The organism is Xenorhabdus thailandensis, from assembly GCF_037996785.1.
Classification (GTDB): Bacteria; Pseudomonadota; Gammaproteobacteria; order Enterobacterales; family Enterobacteriaceae; genus Xenorhabdus; species Xenorhabdus griffiniae.
Genome location: NZ_JBBMXF010000007.1, coordinates 297,477 through 315,432, shown reverse-complemented (window position 1 = coordinate 315,432; position 17,956 = coordinate 297,477). Strand labels below are relative to the sequence as shown.

General features: G+C 44.2%; 30 protein-coding genes. 26 read left to right on the top strand and 4 right to left on the bottom strand.

The genetic code is table 11. From position 1 onward, the window contains the following. Nucleotides 1-4 precede the first annotated feature (4 nt). The 23 genes from rpsC (at nt 5) to AAC853_RS03885 (ending at nt 11,172) form a co-directional block, all read left to right on the top strand. Nucleotides 5-706 carry a 30S ribosomal protein S3 gene (gene rpsC / locus AAC853_RS03995; RefSeq protein WP_010847482.1) on the top strand — a complete coding sequence of 234 codons (702 nt, stop codon included), beginning with the start codon at nt 5-7 and terminating at the stop codon, nt 704-706. A 12-nt stretch (nt 707-718) separates the two neighbouring features. Next, nucleotides 719-1,129 carry a 50S ribosomal protein L16 gene (rplP, locus tag AAC853_RS03990; RefSeq protein ID WP_012990491.1) on the top strand — a complete coding sequence of 137 codons (411 nt, stop codon included), beginning with the start codon at nt 719-721 and terminating at the stop codon, nt 1,127-1,129. Further along, on the top strand, nt 1,129-1,320 hold the full coding sequence (rpmC, locus tag AAC853_RS03985) for a 50S ribosomal protein L29 (protein WP_010847484.1): 192 nt from the start codon (nt 1,129-1,131) through the stop codon (nt 1,318-1,320). Before rplP ends, rpmC begins: the two co-directional genes overlap by 1 nt. Further along, nucleotides 1,320-1,574, top strand: coding sequence for a 30S ribosomal protein S17 (rpsQ, locus tag AAC853_RS03980; RefSeq protein ID WP_038240484.1), 255 nt, complete (start codon nt 1,320-1,322; stop codon nt 1,572-1,574). The genes rpmC and rpsQ overlap by 1 nt, the downstream gene beginning before the upstream one ends. A 175-nt stretch (nt 1,575-1,749) precedes the next feature. Continuing rightward, nucleotides 1,750-2,121, top strand: a complete 372-nt coding sequence (gene rplN, locus AAC853_RS03975) for a 50S ribosomal protein L14 (RefSeq protein WP_004246955.1) — start codon at nt 1,750-1,752, stop codon at nt 2,119-2,121. 10 nt (nt 2,122-2,131) lie between these two features. Next, entirely contained in the window at nt 2,132-2,446 is a 315-nt protein-coding gene (gene rplX, locus AAC853_RS03970) for a 50S ribosomal protein L24 (protein WP_038269614.1), read from the top strand. A gap of 13 nt (nt 2,447-2,459) precedes the next feature. After that, nucleotides 2,460-2,999, top strand: a complete 540-nt coding sequence (gene rplE, locus AAC853_RS03965; RefSeq protein WP_074021486.1) for a 50S ribosomal protein L5 — start codon at nt 2,460-2,462, stop codon at nt 2,997-2,999. A 12-nt stretch (nt 3,000-3,011) separates the two neighbouring features. Continuing rightward, a complete protein-coding gene (rpsN, locus tag AAC853_RS03960) occupies nt 3,012-3,317 on the top strand; it encodes a 30S ribosomal protein S14 (RefSeq protein WP_010847489.1) in 306 nt (101 codons plus the stop codon). Between the two features lie 33 nt (nt 3,318-3,350). Further along, nucleotides 3,351-3,743: a 30S ribosomal protein S8 gene (rpsH, locus tag AAC853_RS03955; RefSeq protein ID WP_038240479.1), complete on the top strand. Its 393-nt coding sequence runs from the start codon at nt 3,351-3,353 to the stop codon at nt 3,741-3,743. A 14-nt stretch (nt 3,744-3,757) separates the two neighbouring features. Next, nucleotides 3,758-4,291 (top strand): 50S ribosomal protein L6, encoded by a 534-nt coding sequence (gene rplF, locus AAC853_RS03950; protein WP_074021488.1) that lies wholly within the window; start codon nt 3,758-3,760, stop codon nt 4,289-4,291. A gap of 9 nt (nt 4,292-4,300) precedes the next feature. Further along, nucleotides 4,301-4,654 carry a 50S ribosomal protein L18 gene (gene rplR / locus AAC853_RS03945; protein WP_047771700.1) on the top strand — a complete coding sequence of 118 codons (354 nt, stop codon included), beginning with the start codon at nt 4,301-4,303 and terminating at the stop codon, nt 4,652-4,654. 14 nt (nt 4,655-4,668) lie between these two features. Beyond that, nucleotides 4,669-5,169 carry a 30S ribosomal protein S5 gene (gene rpsE / locus AAC853_RS03940; protein WP_045968057.1) on the top strand — a complete coding sequence of 167 codons (501 nt, stop codon included), beginning with the start codon at nt 4,669-4,671 and terminating at the stop codon, nt 5,167-5,169. 5 nt (nt 5,170-5,174) lie between these two features. Next, complete coding sequence (gene rpmD, locus AAC853_RS03935) at nt 5,175-5,354, top strand: 50S ribosomal protein L30 (protein WP_045968059.1); 180 nt, start codon at nt 5,175-5,177, stop codon at nt 5,352-5,354. A 3-nt stretch (nt 5,355-5,357) separates the two neighbouring features. Beyond that, complete coding sequence (gene rplO, locus AAC853_RS03930; protein ID WP_069317325.1) at nt 5,358-5,792, top strand: 50S ribosomal protein L15; 435 nt, start codon at nt 5,358-5,360, stop codon at nt 5,790-5,792. 7 nt (nt 5,793-5,799) lie between these two features. Beyond that, complete coding sequence (gene secY, locus AAC853_RS03925; protein ID WP_193852285.1) at nt 5,800-7,131, top strand: preprotein translocase subunit SecY; 1,332 nt, start codon at nt 5,800-5,802, stop codon at nt 7,129-7,131. A 32-nt stretch (nt 7,132-7,163) separates the two neighbouring features. Further along, nucleotides 7,164-7,280, top strand: a complete 117-nt coding sequence (rpmJ, locus tag AAC853_RS03920; protein ID WP_045968063.1) for a 50S ribosomal protein L36 — start codon at nt 7,164-7,166, stop codon at nt 7,278-7,280. Nucleotides 7,281-7,428: 148 nt separating this feature from the next. Then, nucleotides 7,429-7,785 (top strand): 30S ribosomal protein S13, encoded by a 357-nt coding sequence (rpsM, locus tag AAC853_RS03915; RefSeq protein WP_038240472.1) that lies wholly within the window; start codon nt 7,429-7,431, stop codon nt 7,783-7,785. A 15-nt stretch (nt 7,786-7,800) separates the two neighbouring features. Beyond that, complete coding sequence (gene rpsK / locus AAC853_RS03910; protein WP_002919257.1) at nt 7,801-8,190, top strand: 30S ribosomal protein S11; 390 nt, start codon at nt 7,801-7,803, stop codon at nt 8,188-8,190. A 36-nt stretch (nt 8,191-8,226) separates the two neighbouring features. After that, nucleotides 8,227-8,847 carry a 30S ribosomal protein S4 gene (gene rpsD / locus AAC853_RS03905; RefSeq protein WP_045960135.1) on the top strand — a complete coding sequence of 207 codons (621 nt, stop codon included), beginning with the start codon at nt 8,227-8,229 and terminating at the stop codon, nt 8,845-8,847. A gap of 25 nt (nt 8,848-8,872) precedes the next feature. Continuing rightward, the gene (locus tag AAC853_RS03900; protein ID WP_038269634.1) at nt 8,873-9,862 is read left to right on the top strand and encodes a DNA-directed RNA polymerase subunit alpha; all 990 of its coding nucleotides are present in this window, start codon (nt 8,873-8,875) and stop codon (nt 9,860-9,862) included. Between the two features lie 40 nt (nt 9,863-9,902). Further along, nucleotides 9,903-10,295, top strand: a complete 393-nt coding sequence (gene rplQ, locus AAC853_RS03895) for a 50S ribosomal protein L17 (RefSeq protein WP_074021494.1) — start codon at nt 9,903-9,905, stop codon at nt 10,293-10,295. 176 nt (nt 10,296-10,471) lie between these two features. Further along, a complete protein-coding gene (gene zntR / locus AAC853_RS03890) occupies nt 10,472-10,885 on the top strand; it encodes a Zn(2+)-responsive transcriptional regulator (RefSeq protein WP_189760125.1) in 414 nt (137 codons plus the stop codon). Between the two features lie 86 nt (nt 10,886-10,971). Next, complete coding sequence (locus tag AAC853_RS03885; RefSeq protein WP_189760126.1) at nt 10,972-11,172, top strand: alternative ribosome-rescue factor A; 201 nt, start codon at nt 10,972-10,974, stop codon at nt 11,170-11,172. A 46-nt stretch (nt 11,173-11,218) separates the two neighbouring features. Here AAC853_RS03885 and trkA read toward each other — a convergent pair whose 3' ends face one another. From trkA to def, 4 genes are all read right to left on the bottom strand, one after another. Beyond that, the gene (gene trkA / locus AAC853_RS03880; RefSeq protein WP_189760127.1) at nt 11,219-12,595 is read right to left on the bottom strand and encodes a Trk system potassium transporter TrkA; all 1,377 of its coding nucleotides are present in this window, start codon (nt 12,593-12,595) and stop codon (nt 11,219-11,221) included. 92 nt (nt 12,596-12,687) lie between these two features. After that, entirely contained in the window at nt 12,688-13,968 is a 1,281-nt protein-coding gene (gene rsmB / locus AAC853_RS03875; protein WP_340613743.1) for a 16S rRNA (cytosine(967)-C(5))-methyltransferase RsmB, read from the bottom strand. A gap of 87 nt (nt 13,969-14,055) precedes the next feature. Continuing rightward, complete coding sequence (gene fmt, locus AAC853_RS03870) at nt 14,056-15,003, bottom strand: methionyl-tRNA formyltransferase (RefSeq protein WP_273571499.1); 948 nt, start codon at nt 15,001-15,003, stop codon at nt 14,056-14,058. Between the two features lie 24 nt (nt 15,004-15,027). Beyond that, nucleotides 15,028-15,540, bottom strand: a complete 513-nt coding sequence (gene def / locus AAC853_RS03865) for a peptide deformylase (protein ID WP_273571501.1) — start codon at nt 15,538-15,540, stop codon at nt 15,028-15,030. Nucleotides 15,541-15,681: 141 nt separating this feature from the next. Between def and dprA the strand changes: the two genes are divergently transcribed. The 3 genes from dprA to tsaC are packed head-to-tail and all read left to right on the top strand — an operon-like array spanning nt 15,682 to nt 17,953. After that, nucleotides 15,682-16,770 (top strand): DNA-protecting protein DprA, encoded by a 1,089-nt coding sequence (gene dprA, locus AAC853_RS03860; protein ID WP_189760131.1) that lies wholly within the window; start codon nt 15,682-15,684, stop codon nt 16,768-16,770. A 60-nt stretch (nt 16,771-16,830) separates the two neighbouring features. Continuing rightward, the gene (locus tag AAC853_RS03855; protein WP_340613742.1) at nt 16,831-17,382 is read left to right on the top strand and encodes a topoisomerase DNA-binding C4 zinc finger domain-containing protein; all 552 of its coding nucleotides are present in this window, start codon (nt 16,831-16,833) and stop codon (nt 17,380-17,382) included. Nucleotide 17,383: 1 nt separating this feature from the next. Beyond that, nucleotides 17,384-17,953 (top strand): L-threonylcarbamoyladenylate synthase type 1 TsaC, encoded by a 570-nt coding sequence (gene tsaC / locus AAC853_RS03850; RefSeq protein ID WP_340613741.1) that lies wholly within the window; start codon nt 17,384-17,386, stop codon nt 17,951-17,953. Nucleotides 17,954-17,956 lie beyond the last annotated feature (3 nt).

The window sequence follows — 17,956 nt, the reverse complement described above, 5'->3', positions numbered from 1 at the left end:
AGCAATGGGTCAGAAAGTACATCCTAATGGTATTCGTCTGGGTATTGTCAAACCTTGGAACTCTACCTGGTATGCGAATACCAAAGAATTCGCTGACAACCTGGACAGCGACTTTAAAGTTCGCCAGTACTTGAACAAAGAACTGGTTAAAGCATCTATTTCACGTATCGTTATCGAACGTCCTGCGAAAAGCATCCGTGTGACTATTCACACTGCTCGTCCAGGCATTGTAATCGGTAAAAAAGGTGAAGACGTTGAAAAACTGCGTAAGGCTGTAGCGGATATCGCTGGCGTTCCTGCGCAGATCAATATTGCCGAAGTACGTAAACCTGAACTGGACGCAAAACTGGTTGCTGACAGCATCAGTTCACAGCTGGAACGTCGTGTCATGTTCCGCCGTGCTATGAAACGTGCTGTACAGAACGCTATGCGTTTGGGCGCTAAAGGTATCAAAGTGGAAGTCAGCGGCCGTCTGGGCGGTGCTGAAATTGCACGTACTGAGTGGTATCGCGAAGGTCGTGTACCTCTGCATACTCTGCGTGCAGACATCGACTACAATACTTCTGAAGCGCACACCACTTATGGTGTAATCGGCGTTAAGGTATGGATCTTCAAAGGTGAGATCCTGGGTGGTATGGCTGCAGTTGAACAGGCGGAAAAACCGGCTGCTCAACCTAAAAAGCAGCAGCGTAAAGGCCGCAAGTAAGGAGAGTCGCTGATGTTACAACCAAAGCGTACGAAATTCCGTAAAGTGCACAAAGGCCGCAACCGTGGTCTGGCTGCAGGTGCGGATGTTAGCTTCGGCACTTTCGGTCTGAAAGCTGTAGGCCGTGGTCGTCTGACTGCTCGTCAGATCGAAGCGGCACGTCGTGCTATGACCCGTGCAATTAAACGTCAAGGTAAAATCTGGATCCGTGTGTTCCCAGACAAACCTATCACCGAAAAGCCACTCGAAGTGCGTATGGGTAAAGGTAAAGGTAACGTAGAATACTGGGTTGCCTTGATCCAGCCCGGTAAAGTCCTGTATGAAATGGACGGTGTGCCTGAAGAGCTGGCTCGTGAAGCATTCAAGCTGGCAGCAGCGAAACTGCCTATCAAAACCACCTTTGTAACTAAGACGGTGATGTAATGAAAGCACAAGAGCTGCGCGAAAAAAGCGTTGAAGAGCTGAACACTGAGCTGCTGAACCTGTTACGTGAACAATTCAATCTGCGTATGCAGGCGGCAAGTGGCCAGCTGCAACAGTCTCACCTGTTGAAACAAGTGCGTCGTAATATTGCACGCGTTAAGACTTTACTGACTGAGAAGGCGGGTGCGTAATGACCGATAAAATCCGTACTCTGCAAGGTCGTGTTATTAGCGACAAAATGGAAAAATCCATTGTTGTTGCTATTGAGCGTAAGGTGAAACACCCATTGTATGGTAAGTTCATCAAACGTACGACTAAACTGCACGTACATGACGAGAACAATGAATGTGGAATTGGTGATGTAGTGGAAATCCGCGAAACCCGTCCACTGTCTAAGACTAAATCTTGGACTTTAGTTCGCGTTGTAGAGAAAGCGGTTCTATAATAGATCGCTGTATCGTACGAAATAAACGGCCCAAAAAATAACGGGGCCGTTTATTTTTCTGTCCATCGCGAAGATGTGGTGTTATAATGCCGCGCCCTCGTAGTATGGGATATTGAAACGGCCTCTTTAAAAATAAAGTGGCTCAGTAGTAGTTGACATTTAGCGGAGCACTAAAATGATCCAAGAACAGACTATGCTGAACGTGGCCGACAACTCCGGTGCACGTCGCGTAATGTGTATCAAGGTTCTAGGTGGCTCGCACCGTCGCTACGCAGATGTCGGTGACATCATCAAGATCACTATCAAGGAAGCAATTCCTCGCGGTAAAGTGAAAAAAGGTGATGTCCTGAAAGCGGTAGTGGTGCGCACCAAGAAGGGTGTTCGTCGCCCGGACGGTTCTGTCATTCGCTTCGATAGCAATGCTTGTGTATTGTTGAACAACAATAGTGAGCAAGTTATCGGTACGCGTATTTTTGGGCCGGTGACTCGTGAACTTCGTAATGAAAAGTTCATGAAAATTATCTCTCTGGCACCTGAAGTACTCTAAGGAGCAGGCAATGGCAGCGAAAATCCGTCGTGATGACGAAATTATCGTGCTGACTGGTAAAGACAAAGGTAAGCGCGGTAAAGTAAAACAGGTTCTTTCTTCTGGTAAAGTTATTGTTGAAGGCATCAACCTGGTTAAAAAACATCAGAAACCAGTTCCGGCTCTGAACCAACCAGGTGGCATCGTTGAAAAAGAAGCAGCTATCAATGTTTCTAACGTTGCGATCTTCAACACAGCAACCGGCAAGGCTGACCGTGTAGGTTTTAGATTCGAAGACGGCAAAAAAGTCCGTTTCTTCAAATCTAATAACGAAACTATCAAGTAATTTGGAGTATACGATGGCGAAACTGCATGATTACTACAAAGACGAGGTAGTCAAAAAACTGATGACTCAGTTTGGTTACCATTCTGTCATGCAAGTCCCTCGGGTCGAGAAGATCACCCTGAACATGGGTGTTGGTGAAGCAATCGCTGACAAAAAACTGCTGGATAACGCAGCAGCTGACTTGGCAGCAATCTCTGGTCAGAAGCCATTGATCACCAAAGCACGCAAATCAGTTGCAGGCTTCAAAATCCGTCAGGGCTATCCAATCGGCTGTAAAGTAACCCTGCGTGGAAAACGCATGTGGGAGTTCTTTGAGCGCCTGATTTCTATTGCTGTACCACGTATCCGTGACTTCCGTGGTTTGTCCGCTAAATCATTCGATGGTCGTGGTAACTACAGCATGGGTGTTCGTGAGCAAATCATCTTCCCTGAAATCGATTACGATAAAGTGGATCGCGTACGTGGTTTGGATATTACTATCACCACTACTGCGAAATCTGATGATGAAGGCCGCGCACTGTTGGCTGCGTTTAACTTCCCGTTCCGCAAGTAAGGCAGGGTACTCATGGCTAAGCAATCAATGAAAGCACGTGATGTAAAACGTGCGAAATTAGCTGAGAAATTCTTCGCAAAACGCGTTGAACTGAAAGCGATCATCTCTGATGTAAACGCATCTGATGAAGACCGTTGGAATGCTGTTCTGAAACTGCAAACACTGCCACGTGATTCCAGCCCTTGCCGTCAGCGTAACCGCTGCCGTCAGACTGGGCGTCCGCATGCATTTTTGCGGAAGTTTGGGTTGAGCCGTATTAAAGTCCGTGAAGCCGCTATGCGCGGTGAAATCCCGGGCCTTAAAAAGGCTAGCTGGTAATTGTCACCAATTGAATCACGGGAGTAAAGACAGATGAGCATGCAAGATCCGATCGCGGATATGCTGACCCGTATCCGTAACGGTCAGGCCGCGAATAAAGTTGCGGTCACCATGCCTTCCTCCAAGCTGAAAGTGGCAATTGCCAAGGTGCTGAAGGAAGAAGGTTACATTGAAGATTTTAAAATCGAAGGCGACACTAAGCCAGAACTGGAAATCACTCTGAAGTATTTCCAAGGTAAGGCTGTTGTAGAAAGCATTCAGCGTGTAAGCCGCCCAAGTCTGCGCATCTATAAGAAAAAAGATGAGCTGCCACAAGTTATGGCTGGTTTGGGAATCGCTGTTGTTTCTACCTCTAAAGGTGTAATGACTGATCGTGCAGCTCGCCAGGCTGGTCTGGGTGGCGAGATTCTCTGCTACGTAGCTTAATTCGGGAGGAAAGAATGTCTCGTGTTGCAAAAGCACCCGTCGTCATTCCTGCCGGCGTAGAGGTTAAACTCGACGGTCAGGTTATTTCGATTAAGGGTAAAAACGGCGAGCTAAGTCGTAAAATCCACAACGCAGTTGAAGTTAATCATGCGGACAGCCAACTGACTTTCGCTCCGCGCGAAGGTTTTGCTGACGCTTGGGCGCAGGCAGGCACAACTCGTTCTCTGCTGAACGCTATGGTTATTGGTGTTAACGAAGGTTTCACTAAGAAACTTCAGCTGGTTGGTGTTGGTTATCGTGCAGCAGTTAAAGGCAACGTAGTTAGCTTGTCTTTAGGCTTCTCGCATCCGGTTGAGCATCAGCTGCCAGCAGGCATAACTGCGGAATGCCCATCACAAACTGAAATCGTACTGAAAGGTGCTGATAAGCAAGTGATTGGTCAGGTTGCGGCAGATTTGCGTGCCTATCGTCGTCCTGAGCCATATAAAGGCAAGGGTGTTCGTTACGCCGATGAAGTCGTGCGTACCAAAGAGGCTAAGAAGAAGTAAGGTAACACTATGGATAAGAAAGCAGCTCGTATCCGTCGTGCGACCCGCGCACGCCGCAAGCTCAAAGAACTGGGTGCGACTCGCCTGGTGGTACATCGTACCCCTCGCCATATTTATGCGCAGGTTATCGCACCAAATGGTTCTGAAACTCTGGTGGCCGCTTCTACAACAGAAAAAGCTATCAGTGAACAACTGAAATTTACTGGAAACAAAGAAGCCGCAGCATTAGTTGGCAAGATTGTTGCTGAACGTGCTCTGGAAAAAGGTATCAAAGATGTATCCTTTGACCGTTCTGGTTTCCAATATCATGGTAGAGTCCAGGCACTGGCAGATGCTGCCCGTGAAGCTGGCCTTCAGTTCTAAGGTAGAGGTGTAAGATGGCTCACATCGAAAAACAAGCTGGCGAACTGCAGGAAAAGCTGATCGCGGTAAACCGCGTATCTAAAACCGTTAAAGGTGGCCGTATTTTCAGCTTTACAGCACTGACTGTAGTTGGTGATGGTAACGGTCGCGTTGGTTTTGGCTACGGCAAAGCACGCGAAGTTCCGGCAGCAATCCAGAAAGCGATGGAAAAAGCACGTCGCAATATGAAAACCGTCGCACTTAACAGCGGCACTTTGTACCACCCAGTGAAAGGCTCACACACCGGTTCTCGCGTGTTCATGCAGCCTGCTCACGAAGGTACTGGTATCATCGCCGGTGGTGCGATGCGTGCTGTTTTGGAAGTGGCTGGAGTTCGTAACGTACTGGCTAAAACCTACGGTTCCACGAACCCAATCAACGTGGTTCGTGCAACTCTGGACGCTTTAGACAGCATGAAGTCTCCAGAAATGGTCGCAGCTAAGCGTGGCAAATCCGTCGAAGAAATTCTGGGGTAATGACCATGGCTAAGACTATTAAAATTACTCAGGTTCGCAGTTCAATTGGTCGTTTGCCTAAACATAAGGCAACTTTGACTGGTTTAGGTCTGCGTCGCATTGGTCATACTGTTGAGCGTGAAGATACACCAGCTATTCGCGGTATGGTCAACTTGGTTTCCTATATGGTTAAAGTTGAGGAGTAACAGATGCGCTTAAATACTCTGTCTCCGGCTGAAGGTGCCAAGCACGCACCTAAACGTGTAGGTCGTGGTATTGGTTCTGGTCTGGGTAAAACCGGCGGTCGTGGTCACAAAGGTCAGAAGTCTCGTTCTGGCGGTGGCGTTCGTCGCGGTTTTGAAGGTGGCCAGATGCCTTTATACCGTCGTCTGCCAAAATTTGGTTTCACTTCACGTAAGGCAATGATCACCGCAGAAATTCGTCTGTCTGATTTTGCCCGTGTTGAAGGCGATGTTATCGATCTGAATGCACTGAAAGCTGCTAACATTATTGGCCCTCAAATTGAATTCGCAAAAGTAATGCTTTCTGGCGAAGTCAATCGCGCAGTAACTGTGCGTGGCTTGCGTGTTACTAAAGGCGCCCGTGCTGCAATTGAAGCTGCTGGCGGTAAAATTGAGGAATAAGTAACAGATGGCTAAACAACCAGGATTAGATTTTCAAAGTGCCAAAGGCGGATTAGGCGAGTTAAAACGCAGACTTTTGTTTGTCATTGGAGCTCTAATTGTTTTCCGTATTGGCTCTTTTATTCCAATCCCTGGTATTGATGCCGCTGTGCTTGCCAAATTGCTCGAGCAGCAAAGAGGCACCATCATTGAAATGTTTAACATGTTCTCTGGTGGTGCTTTAAGCCGTGCTTCTATCTTTGCACTGGGTATAATGCCGTATATTTCTGCATCTATTATTATCCAGTTGCTAACTGTGGTTAACCCCCGTTTAGCAGAGATTAAGAAGGAAGGGGAAGCTGGTCGTCGTAAGATCAGTCAGTACACCCGTTATGGCACATTAGTGCTGGCAATATTCCAGTCAATCGGTATTGCTACTGGGTTGCCGAATATGCCTGGAATGCAAGGATTAGTTATTAATCCTGGCCTTGCATTCTATTTCACGGCTGTTGTAAGTCTGGTCACGGGAACCATGTTCTTGATGTGGTTGGGTGAGCAGATTACTGAGCGAGGTATCGGTAACGGTATTTCAATCATAATCTTTGCTGGTATCGTTGCGGGTCTACCGCCTGCAATTGGTCACACCATCGAGCAAGCTCGGCAAGGCGACCTGCACTTCCTCCTGTTGCTGTTGGTTGCAGTATTAGTGTTTGCCGTAACTTTCTTCGTTGTTTTCATTGAGCGTGGTCAACGTCGTATTGTTGTTAACTATGCAAAACGTCAGCAAGGTCGTAAAGTTTTTGCGGCACAAAGTACACATTTGCCGTTGAAAGTGAATATGGCTGGGGTTATCCCTGCAATTTTTGCTTCCAGTATTATTTTGTTCCCTGGTACCATAGCTTCTTGGTTCGGAGGGGGAACAGGCTGGAATTGGTTGACAACTATTTCTATGTATTTGCAACCAGGTCAACCGCTTTATGTGTTATTATACGCATCTGCAATCATCTTCTTCTGTTTCTTCTACACGGCTTTGGTTTTCAATCCAAGAGAGACAGCAGATAACCTGAAGAAGTCTGGTGCATTCGTACCAGGAATTCGTCCGGGAGAGCAAACGGCTAAGTACATTGATAAAGTAATGACTCGTCTGACCTTAATTGGTGCGTTATATATTACTTTTATCTGCTTAATCCCGGAGTTCATGCGTGATGCAATGAAAGTTCCATTCTATTTTGGTGGTACTTCCCTACTGATTGTAGTCGTCGTCATCATGGACTTTATGGCTCAAGTGCAAACTCTGATGATGTCGAGTCAATATGAGTCTGCATTGAAGAAGGCAAACCTGAAAGGATATAACCGCTAATCGGTTTGCTTGAGAAGTTACGGAGAGTAAAAATGAAAGTTCGTGCTTCCGTCAAGAAATTATGCCGCAATTGCAAAATTGTTAAACGTAACGGTATCGTTCGTGTAATTTGCAATGCAGAGCCTAAGCACAAACAGCGCCAAGGCTAATTAATCGCATATTTTTCTTGCAAAGTTGGGTTGAGCTGGCTAAATTAGCCAGCCAATCTTTTTTATCTGACAGCAACATTGTTTGAGTATCCTGAAAACGGGCTTTTCAGAATGATGTTGCAGTGAATAAATATTGTAGGAGTGCATAGTGGCCCGTATAGCAGGCATTAACATTCCTGATCAGAAACATACTGTAATCGCATTAACTTCGATCTACGGTATCGGTAAAACCCGCTCACAAGCAATTTGTGCAGCAGCGGGCATTGCTGAAAATGTTAAGATCAGTGAGCTGTCTGAAGAGCAAATTGACAAGCTGCGTGACGAAGTTGCCAAATACGTTGTAGAAGGTGATCTGCGTCGTGAAGTAACCCTGAGTATCAAACGTCTGATGGATCTTGGTTGCTATCGTGGTTTGCGTCATCGTCGTGGTCTGCCAGTTCGCGGTCAGCGTACTAAGACCAATGCACGTACCCGTAAGGGTCCGCGTAAACCGATCAAGAAATAATCGGGGTATTGAATAATGGCAAAAGCACCTATTCGTGCACGTAAGCGTGTAAGAAAACAAGTCTCTGACGGTGTGGCTCATATCCATGCTTCTTTCAACAATACCATCGTTACTATTACTGATCGTCAGGGTAACGCTTTGGGTTGGGCAACTGCCGGTGGTTCCGGTTTCCGTGGTTCTCGTAAATCTACTCCGTTTGCAGCTCAGGTTGCGGCAGAGCGCTGCGCTGAAGCAGTAAAAGAGTATGGAATTAAGAACCTGGAAGTTATGGTTAAAGGACCTGGTCCTGGCCGTGAGTCAACTATCCGCGCATTAAACGCGGCTGGTTTCCGCATCACTAATATTACTGATGTGACTCCGATCCCTCATAACGGTTGTCGTCCACCGAAAAAACGTCGCGTTTAGTACGTCTTCGTTTTTTAGGATTGTTGGAGAAAGAAAATGGCAAGATATTTGGGTCCTAAGCTCAAGCTGAGCCGTCGCGAGGGTACAGACCTTTTCCTGAAGTCTGGCGTTCGCGCGATTGACACCAAGTGTAAATTAGAACAGGCACCAGGCCAGCACGGCGCACGTAAACCGCGTCTGTCTGACTATGGTGTACAGTTACGTGAAAAACAAAAAGTTCGTCGTATTTACGGTGTTCTGGAGCGTCAATTCCGTAACTACTATAAAGAAGCGACTCGTCTGAAAGGCAACACAGGTGAAAACCTGCTGAACTTGCTGGAAAGTCGCCTGGATAACGTCGTTTATCGTATGGGTTTTGGCGCGACTCGTGCCGAATCACGCCAGATGGTAAGCCACAAGGCTATCATGGTAAATGGTCGCGTTGTTAACATCGCTTCTTATCAGGTATCCCCGAATGACGTAGTCAGCGTTCGTGAAAAAGCGAAGAAGCAGGCTCGCATTAAAGCAGCTTTAGAGCTGGCTGAGCAGCGTGAGAAACCAACTTGGTTGGAAGTTGATGCTGCGAAGATGGAAGGTGTGTTCAAGCGTATTCCTGAACGTACTGATCTATCCGCTGACATTAACGAACACCTGATCGTCGAGCTTTACTCTAAGTAAAGCTTAGCACCAAAGAGAGGACACAATGCAGGGTTCTGTGACAGAGTTTCTAAAACCGCGCCTGGTAGATATCGAGCAAGTCAGTTCGACGCACGCCAAGGTGACCCTTGAGCCATTAGAGCGTGGCTTTGGCCATACTCTTGGCAACGCACTGCGCCGTATTCTGCTTTCGTCTATGCCGGGTTGTGCGGTGACTGAGGTTGAGATTGATGGTGTACTGCATGAGTACAGCACCAAAGAAGGTGTACAGGAAGATATCCTGGAGATTCTCCTCAATCTGAAAGGGCTGGCGGTGAAAGTTCAGGGTAAAGATGAAGTTATCCTTACTTTGAATAAATCTGGCATTGGCCCTGTGACTGCAGCCGATATCATCCATGACGGTGATGTCGAAATCGTCAAGCCGCAGCACGTAATCTGCCATCTGACTGACGAAAGCGCTTCCATTAGCATGCGTATTAAAGTTCAGCGTGGTCGTGGATATGTGCCGGCTTCTGCCCGAATTCATTCGGAAGAAGATGAGCGCCCTATCGGTCGTTTGTTAGTAGATGCTTGCTATAGCCCAGTAGAGCGTATCGCCTACAATGTTGAAGCAGCTCGCGTAGAACAGCGTACTGACCTGGACAAGCTGGTTATCGAGATGGAAACTAACGGTACAATCGATCCTGAAGAGGCGATCCGCCGTGCAGCTACCATTCTGGCTGAACAACTAGAAGCTTTCGTTGATTTACGTGATGTACGTCAACCAGAAGTAAAAGAAGAGAAGCCAGAGTTTGATCCGATCCTGCTGCGCCCTGTTGACGATCTGGAATTGACTGTCCGCTCTGCTAACTGCCTTAAAGCAGAAGCTATCCACTACATCGGTGATCTGGTACAGCGTACTGAAGTTGAGTTACTTAAAACACCTAACTTGGGTAAAAAATCTCTTACTGAGATTAAAGACGTACTGGCTTCACGTGGACTTTCTCTGGGCATGCGTCTGGAAAACTGGCCACCAGCAAGTATTGCTGATGAGTAACTAGATCACAGGTTAAGGTTTTACTGAGAAGGATAAGGTCATGCGCCATCGTAAGAGTGGTCGTCAATTGAACCGCAACAGCAGCCATCGCCAAGCTATGTTCCGCAACATGGCAGGTTCTTTAGTTCGTCATGAAATCATCAAGACGACTCTGCCTAAAGCGAAAGAACTGCGTCGCGTCGTTGAGCCGCTGATTACTCTTGCCAAGACCGACAGCGTAGCTAATCGTCGTCTGGCATTCGCCCGTACTCGTGATAACGAGATCGTGGCAAAACTGTTTAATGAACTGGGCCCGCGTTTTGCGAGCCGTGCAGGTGGTTACACTCGTATTCTGAAGTGTGGCTTCCGTGCTGGTGACAATGCACCGATGGCATACATCGAGCTTGTTGACCGTGCAGCAGAGTCTCAGACAGAAGTAGCATCTGCAGAGTAATCTGTAGGAGCGTAAAAAGCCGGGTATTATCCCGGTTTTTTATTGCTTTTTAATTTTGATCCTCTCACTCTTCGTTTTATAATTCACCAGCTAATCTGTAAATTTTTCCTGTTCAGATGATCTCTTAGCCTATTCTGGTAGTATTGTGATTACTTTCTACTTGATAGGAAAATCTTATGTATCGTATCGGTCAGTTGGCAAAATTAGCAGGTGTAACACCTGATACTATCCGCTTTTATGAAAAACAGGGGCTGATGCTTCATGGAGAGAGAACAGAAGGTGGTTATAGACTATATACTGAACAAGATCTACAGCGATTACGTTTTATCCGTTATGCAAAACAATTAGGTTTTACACTCGAAGCAATTGTAGAACTACTATCTATTCGGGTTGATCCTGAGCACCATACATGTAAGGAATCAAAATATATTGTTGATTCTAGATTGCGAGAAGTGGAAGAAAAATTATTAGAAATGCAAAAAATGCGCGATTCTTTGAAAATGTTGAGTGATGCTTGTTGTGGTAGCACTCACGTCAGTACATATTGTTCTATATTGGAAATTTTAGAAGAAGGTGCGACAAACAGATAATTTTTCTTTCTTGTTCTGAGTGCTAAGAGTACAATCGCACTGTTTTTAATCGTAAAACGATTTTATTAATTAATTTAGAGGTTATTATGACAACATATCGCCATAAAAAAGGTGTTATCAAAGATAATGCTATAGAAGCCTTACTACATGATCCTTTGTTTCGACAGAGAGTAGAGAAAAATAAAAAAGGTAAGGGAAGTTATAATCGTAAAGAAAAACATGGTAAAAACCATGGCTGGGAGGCCAATGATAATAATTTTTTCAAGTTGTTATCATTGGCCTTCTAGTTTTTTAAGTAGATTCTATTAATCGAATAAGTTCGAATTGATGTTTCTACAGGAAGAAAGGGCTTGGCTGGAAAAGTTTTTCTACTTCAGGCACGAATTTTTTATCAGTAATAAACATGATTACATGATCACCTTGTTGGATGATACTGTAATCATTAGCAATGATGACTTCTTCATCGCGGACAATGGCACCTATTGTTGTTCCTGGTGGTAATTTGATATCACCTATCTTACGCCCAACAACTTTTGAAGTATGTTCATCGCCATGTGCTATGGCCTCAATAGCTTCAGCAACTCCTCTTCTTAATGAGAATACACTGACAATATCTGCTTTACGGACATGGCCAAGTAGCGCCGATACTGTTGCTTGTTGAGGCGAAATTGCAATATCAATGACTCCACCTTGTACTAAATCAACATATGCACTGCGTTGAATAAGAACCATCGCTTTTTTAGCCCCCATTCGTTTTGCAAGCATGGCTGACATAATATTGGCTTCATCATCATTTGTTAGTGCTATAAAAACGTCAACTTGTTCAATATGTTCTTCAGCTAGCAATTCTTGGTCTGACGCATCACCATAAAACACGATGGTATCGTGCAATAGTTCAGCTAATTCAATGGCTCTTTTTTGGTTATGCTCAATTAGCTTGACGCTGTAATCTTTTTCAAGTCGCAAGGCTAAGCCCGCACCAACATTACCGCCACCAACAATCATGATGCGTTTATACGGTTTTTCAAGGCGTTGTAATTCACTCATTACTGCCCTGATATGTTGTGATGCTGCAACGAAAAAGACTTCATCTCCAGCTTCAATAATCGTTGAACCTTGTGGTCTAATGGGACGATCTTGACGAAATATTGCAGCAACTTTGCTATCAATATGTGGCATATGTTCTCGGAGTGAGGATAAGGCGTTACCTACCAGCGAACCACCATAATAGGCTTTAACCGCGACAATACTGACACGCCCTTCAGCAAAATTAACAACTTGTAATGCTCCTGGGTATTGGATTAATTTATAGATGTAATCAATAACCAGTTGTTCAGGTGATATTAGATAATCAATAGGAATATCATCAGGTTGAAATAACTTTTCTGACTCTCGGATATATTCTGATGAGCGTATCCTGGCGACTTTATTAGGTGTGTTAAATAGAGAGTAAGCAATTTGGCATGCAACCATATTGGTTTCATCTGAATTTGTGACAGCTATTAACATATCAGCATCTTCAGCACCAGCTTCCTTCAATACTCTGGGATGGGAACCATGGCCATTGACAACTCGGAGATCGAATTTATCCTGTAACTGGCGTAGACGATCTGTATCGGTATCAACGACAGTAATATCATTGTTTTCATCAACTAAATTTTCAGCTAATGTTCCACCAACCTGGCCAGCACCCAGAATGATTATCTTCATAGCATTCTCTTCTCAATTGGAAGCCATCTTCTATCTTGATATTTTAGCAAAACCATAAAATTCTCTCGTTCAATTGAAACGAGAGAGCATTATTATTGCTTAGTTAGTCGGGCATAAAAGAAACCGTCACCACCCGTAGCTTCTGGAATAATTTGTGTTCCAGGAGTATCCAAATTACCTGGTTTTGATAATACAGCATCGGGATGACGGGCCAAAAATGCCTTTATTTGCTCACTATTTTCCTGAGGTAAAATTGAACAGGTGGCATAAACCAGTGTGCCATTACGCTTCAAATATGGCCAAATAGCTTCAAGGATTTCAGATTGCAATGTAACTAATTGATTTATATCTTCGTTCCTGCGTAGCCATTTTATGTCAGGATGACGGCGAATAACCCCTGTGGCAGAGCACGGAGCGTCAAGAAGAATACGATCAAATCGTTCATCAGCAGCCCACTCGTGTGGAAGGCGACCATCACCTGTTTTAACGACAGCATGTAAGTTAAGCCGTTGTAAATTCTCTTTTACTCGCTTAATCCGTTGCTCATCAATATCGATAGCGAGAACCTTAGATTTTGGTGCTATTTCGAGGATATGAGTGGTTTTTCCGCCAGGTGCAGCACAAAGATCCAGTATGGATTCACCGTCACGTGGTTCTAAAAGTTCTGCACATCCCTGTGCGGAGCGATCCTGAATGGTTACCCAGCCTTGGCTAAATCCGGGTAGTGTACTGACAGGACAGGGATTCAGAAGACGAATAGCACTAAGATGGTTGGTATCTAATTCTGCTTCTATATTAGCTTCTTCTAATAGTGCAAGATATTCTTTCGTCGTGTGATGGGATTGGTTAACTCGTAGCCACATAGGGGGCTTTTGGTTGTTGGCATCCACTATAGTTTGCCAATTTTGTGGATATGCTTTTTGAATGCGTTCTAGCAGCCATTTGGGGTGTAGGTGTTTATTATTTGCCCGTTCGATTAATTCTTGTTGTTGGCGCTGAAACTGGCGAAGGACACCATTAATGACACCTTTCAGCTGTGGTCGTTTTAAATTAGTTGCGCCATTGACGGTTTCGGCAAGTACAGCGTGTGCAGGTATACGTGTATATATCAGCTGATATATACCCACCATGATTAGGTAGTGGAAAATACGTTGTTTTCCTTTCAATGGCTTTGCCATGAGTTGACTGATAAACCACTCAAGCTGAGGTAATACCCTCATCACACCAAAACAGATCTCTTGTAACAATGCTTTATCTTTATCAGAAACTTTTTGTTGGAGTTCGGGTATAACGGTGCTGAGGGATTGCCCTTGCTCAAGCACTTGAGTGATTGCTTTTGCAGCGATGCTTCTCAGGTTATATGTATTTTTCATGCTATGGTCAAAAAGCTGACTTTCGTCAGCATGGTAAAATAGGAAGAAGCCTGAATGCTAAAATATTCAGGCAAAGTCAGGTTAGTATCAGTTGATTTTGCTACCAGGTGTAAACCACTCACGTTTGGAGTTTAAGAGATCAGCAGCCGACATTGCTTTCTTGCCCGGAGGTTGTAATTGAACAATATTTAATATCCCATCCGCAGTTGCAATTTGAATACCTCTTTTATCTGCGTTGATAATTGTTCCAGGAGATTGGGTGGTTTGCTCTGCAATGACTTCTGCCTGCCAGATTTTAATTGGTTGATCATCAACTGAGAAGAAGCTCATAGGCCAAGGGTTGAAGGCACGAATACAACGCTCAATTTGGCTTGCCGATAAATTCCAATCTATTTTTGCTTCATCTTTACTCAGTTTTTCGGCATAGGTTGCAAGTGTGTCATCCTGAATTTCAGGCTGGTGTGTTTCCGATGTGATTAAATCTAGGGTATTGAGTAAGGCTTTTGGCCCAATATCGGCAAGTTTTTCGTATAAGCTAGCACTGGTATCTTCGTTTGTAATTGGGCAAATGGCTTTCAATAGCATATCACCAGTATCAAGTCCTGCATTCATCTGCATGATAGTTATGCCAGTTTCTTGGTCGCCGGCCCAAATGGAGCGCTGAATGGGAGCTGCACCACGCCAGCGAGGTAGCAAAGAACCGTGGACATTTAAGCATCCTAAACGTGGTATATCTAAAATGGCTTGGGGAAGGATTAAGCCATAGGCAACAACGATCATAATATCAGCTTGCTGCGCCATGACCCATTGTTGGCTTTCTTCTGTACGTAAGGTTTTTGGCTGGAAAACAGGAATATCATGTTCTTCAGCCAATACCTTTACAGGACTTGGTGTCAGTTTCTTACCTCTTCCTGCCGGCTTGTCTGGTGGAGCGAGCACTCCGACAACTTGGTGTTGAGAGTTTAATAAAGCAGCCAAATGGCGAGCCGCGAAATCAGGCGTTCCGGCAAAAATAATACGTAAAGAATCAGACACTGTTATTTCCTGCGATAATAAAAGTTATTTGTTTTTGGCTCTCAGTCGGTCAATTTTTTCAACTTTCTGACGGATGCGTTGACGTTTCAATGGTGATAAATAATCAACAAAGAGTTTACCGACTAAATGATCCATTTCATGTTGAATACAGATTGCCAGTAATCCATCAGCTTCTAATTCAAATGGTTGGCCGTTATAGTCTAAGGCCTTAATTTTTACTTGCTCAGAGCGAGGCACAAATCCACGCTGTTCAGGAACAGATAAACAACCTTCTTCTATTCCTGTTTCACCGGCTTTATTAATCAATTCCGGGTTAATCAGAACAAGACGTTGATCACGATCCTCAGAGACGTCAATGACAATAATTCTCTGATGTATATCGACTTGTGTTGCCGCTAAACCAATACCTTCCTCTGCATACATCGTTTCAAACATATCATCAACGATACGCTGAATTTCTGCATCGACTTTTTCTACTGGCTTGGCAACTGTGCGAAGTCGCTCGTCTGGATAATGTAATACTTGTAAAACTGACATATATGTTTAGAACTGCATCCAAAAAGTGAGTGATAATTGATGCCTATTCTAGACATTTCCCATTTAGATTGACAGTATTGAGCATAAATTAATCATGAGAGGGTGCTCTCAACCTCAGGTCAGGATGACGATATGGAAGCGATGGAAGCGATGGAAATGTGGTTAAGAATGAAAATGGTCTCTCATCTTTCAGCAGCGAAGGCCATGCTTATTATGGATCGTCTGTTACAAACGAAAAATTGCAGTATATCCTCCCTTAAAGCATGTGGTCTGTCATCTGCACAATGCTTGCAATTTATGAAAGCTAACACTTCCGCGCTAATTTCGGCTCTCAATTGGTTAGAACAGCCAGATCATCATTTGTTGACTTTCTCTCATCCCGCATATCCGCCTTTATTAAAACAAATACACTCTCCACCTCTTGTTCTTTTTGTTGTTGGTGATGTATCGGTTTTATCTCAAAAGCAAATTTCAATAGTGGGTAGCAGGGCTGCAACTTTTTATGGCGAAAAATGGGGAAAGATATTTGCTAGTGGTTTGGCTAAAAATAATCTGGTAATAACGAGTGGATTGGCGATTGGTATTGACGGTATCTGCCATCAGGCAGCATTGGATTCGGGAGGCAGAACAATCGCCGTACTTGGTAGTGGGCTTAAAAATATTTACCCCAGTAGACATAAGTCCTTAGCCGATCATATTAAAGAAAATGGCGCATTAGTTTCCGAATTTTTTCCTGATGTGCCACCTAAGGCCAAGCATTTTCCAAGACGAAATCGGATTATTAGTGGGTTAAGTTTGGCTCTTCTTATTGTGGAAGCTCATAAGAATAGTGGTTCATTAATTACAGCGCGTTGTGCTCTTGAACAAGGGCGAGACATCTTTGCATTACCTGGTCCATTAGGCACTCCTACGAATGAAGGCAATCATTGGTTGATTAAACAAGGGGCTTATTTGGCAACAAATGTAATGGATATCATGGAACATATTAGTTCGTCTTTTCAATGGGTTAATATAGAAGAAAAAGGTCAGGAGGAAGAAAATAAACAATTTGAACAAACAGAGTTGCCATTTGTGGATGTGCTGGTTAACGTAAGTAGTGAAGTTACACCTATTGATGTGATTGCCCAGCGTTCTTCCCTGCCTGTTACCGAAGTTATGACCAAATTACTGGAGTTGGAACTCATGGGAAAAGTTGCTGTTGTTGCTGGTGGGTATGTCCGAACTAATTAAGCGATTTAATTTGTGCTTTTTCTAATGTTATGGCGGCTGCCGATATTCAGCGAGTGAGATATGTTTAAGAAAGTGCCTTTTACTATAAAAGAAAGAGAGCATTGCCCTGAGTGTAATGCTGAGTTAGTGATCCGCAATGGCGCTCATGGCCCATTTTATGCGTGTTCCAGTTATCCATCTTGCCATTATCTCCGTCCTTTGAAAGCACAAGTAGATGGACATATTGTTAAAGAATTGGATGGTCAACGCTGTCCCAAATGCGGTTTCACTTTAGCCTTGCGTCAAGGGCGTTATGGTATGTTCATTGGCTGTAGCCATTATCCTGAATGTGGATATACAGAATTAATTGATAAACCAGATGAAACGTCAATTAATTGTCCTCAATGTCAGCAAGGAAAATTACTCCAGCGTAAGTCTCGCTTTGGTAAGACATTTTATTCCTGTAGTCGCTATCCAGAGTGTCAGTTTGCACTTAATAATAAGCCAACTTCAGGTGAATGTATGTTTTGTCACTATCCATTGTTAATAGAAAAGCGCACTTCCCAAGGCGTAAAATTATTCTGTGCCAGTAAATTGTGTAGTAAGCAGCAAGTTAACGAAATTGAGAAATGAAATGAGTTACGTAATCTCACCAGTATTTGATGAAGTTATCACGGCCTTAAAAGAAGAAAAAGTTATTGCCTATCCAACTGAAGCCGTTTTTGGATTAGGGTGTGATCCTGATAGTGAAAATGCAGTGCAAGAGCTATTAGCGTTGAAAAATAGGCCATGGGAGAAAGGACTAATTCTTATTGCTGATAAGTATGAAAGATTATGTCCTTATATTGATGATGAACAGCTAAATGATGCACAGAAAGAAACCATATTCTCATCTTGGCCTGGCCCTGTTACATGGGTAATCCCTGCGAAAGCAGCCACACCAAAATGGTTGACTGGCAAATTTTCAACGTTGGCCGTTCGAATTACGGATCACCCTTTGGTTCAGCAGCTGTGCGCTATATATGAAAAACCACTTGTTTCGACCAGTGCGAATCTAAGTGGGTTAGAACCATGTCGTAGTGTAGAAGAAGTAAGACAGCAATTTGGCAATCGTGTCCCAATATTAGAAGGAGAAGTTGGTGGGCGTAGGAATCCATCAGAAATCAGGGATGCGTTAACGGGTAAATTATATCGGCAAGGATAGATA

Bases quoted from the DNA above. Each gene is read 5' to 3' on its own strand.
- rpsC (WP_010847482.1), top strand. From the start codon at position 5: ATGGGTCAGAAAGTACATCCTAATGGTATTCGTCTGGGTATTGTCAAA.
- rplP (WP_012990491.1), top strand. From the start codon at position 719: ATGTTACAACCAAAGCGTACGAAATTCCGTAAAGTGCACAAAGGCCGC.
- rpmC (WP_010847484.1), top strand. From the start codon at position 1,129: ATGAAAGCACAAGAGCTGCGCGAAAAAAGCGTTGAAGAGCTGAACACT.
- rpsQ (WP_038240484.1), top strand. From the start codon at position 1,320: ATGACCGATAAAATCCGTACTCTGCAAGGTCGTGTTATTAGCGACAAA.
- rplN (WP_004246955.1), top strand. From the start codon at position 1,750: ATGATCCAAGAACAGACTATGCTGAACGTGGCCGACAACTCCGGTGCA.
- rplX (WP_038269614.1), top strand. From the start codon at position 2,132: ATGGCAGCGAAAATCCGTCGTGATGACGAAATTATCGTGCTGACTGGT.
- rplE (WP_074021486.1), top strand. From the start codon at position 2,460: ATGGCGAAACTGCATGATTACTACAAAGACGAGGTAGTCAAAAAACTG.
- rpsN (WP_010847489.1), top strand. From the start codon at position 3,012: ATGGCTAAGCAATCAATGAAAGCACGTGATGTAAAACGTGCGAAATTA.
- rpsH (WP_038240479.1), top strand. From the start codon at position 3,351: ATGAGCATGCAAGATCCGATCGCGGATATGCTGACCCGTATCCGTAAC.
- rplF (WP_074021488.1), top strand. From the start codon at position 3,758: ATGTCTCGTGTTGCAAAAGCACCCGTCGTCATTCCTGCCGGCGTAGAG.
- rplR (WP_047771700.1), top strand. From the start codon at position 4,301: ATGGATAAGAAAGCAGCTCGTATCCGTCGTGCGACCCGCGCACGCCGC.
- rpsE (WP_045968057.1), top strand. From the start codon at position 4,669: ATGGCTCACATCGAAAAACAAGCTGGCGAACTGCAGGAAAAGCTGATC.
- rpmD (WP_045968059.1), top strand. From the start codon at position 5,175: ATGGCTAAGACTATTAAAATTACTCAGGTTCGCAGTTCAATTGGTCGT.
- rplO (WP_069317325.1), top strand. From the start codon at position 5,358: ATGCGCTTAAATACTCTGTCTCCGGCTGAAGGTGCCAAGCACGCACCT.
- secY (WP_193852285.1), top strand. From the start codon at position 5,800: ATGGCTAAACAACCAGGATTAGATTTTCAAAGTGCCAAAGGCGGATTA.
- rpmJ (WP_045968063.1), top strand. From the start codon at position 7,164: ATGAAAGTTCGTGCTTCCGTCAAGAAATTATGCCGCAATTGCAAAATT.
- rpsK (WP_002919257.1), top strand. From the start codon at position 7,801: ATGGCAAAAGCACCTATTCGTGCACGTAAGCGTGTAAGAAAACAAGTC.
- rpsD (WP_045960135.1), top strand. From the start codon at position 8,227: ATGGCAAGATATTTGGGTCCTAAGCTCAAGCTGAGCCGTCGCGAGGGT.
- AAC853_RS03900 (WP_038269634.1), top strand. From the start codon at position 8,873: ATGCAGGGTTCTGTGACAGAGTTTCTAAAACCGCGCCTGGTAGATATC.
- rplQ (WP_074021494.1), top strand. From the start codon at position 9,903: ATGCGCCATCGTAAGAGTGGTCGTCAATTGAACCGCAACAGCAGCCAT.
- zntR (WP_189760125.1), top strand. From the start codon at position 10,472: ATGTATCGTATCGGTCAGTTGGCAAAATTAGCAGGTGTAACACCTGAT.
- AAC853_RS03885 (WP_189760126.1), top strand. From the start codon at position 10,972: ATGACAACATATCGCCATAAAAAAGGTGTTATCAAAGATAATGCTATA.
- trkA (WP_189760127.1), bottom strand. From the start codon at position 12,595: ATGAAGATAATCATTCTGGGTGCTGGCCAGGTTGGTGGAACATTAGCT.
- rsmB (WP_340613743.1), bottom strand. From the start codon at position 13,968: ATGAAAAATACATATAACCTGAGAAGCATCGCTGCAAAAGCAATCACT.
- def (WP_273571501.1), bottom strand. From the start codon at position 15,540: ATGTCAGTTTTACAAGTATTACATTATCCAGACGAGCGACTTCGCACA.
- dprA (WP_189760131.1), top strand. From the start codon at position 15,682: ATGGAAGCGATGGAAATGTGGTTAAGAATGAAAATGGTCTCTCATCTT.
- AAC853_RS03855 (WP_340613742.1), top strand. From the start codon at position 16,831: ATGTTTAAGAAAGTGCCTTTTACTATAAAAGAAAGAGAGCATTGCCCT.
- tsaC (WP_340613741.1), top strand. From the start codon at position 17,384: ATGAGTTACGTAATCTCACCAGTATTTGATGAAGTTATCACGGCCTTA.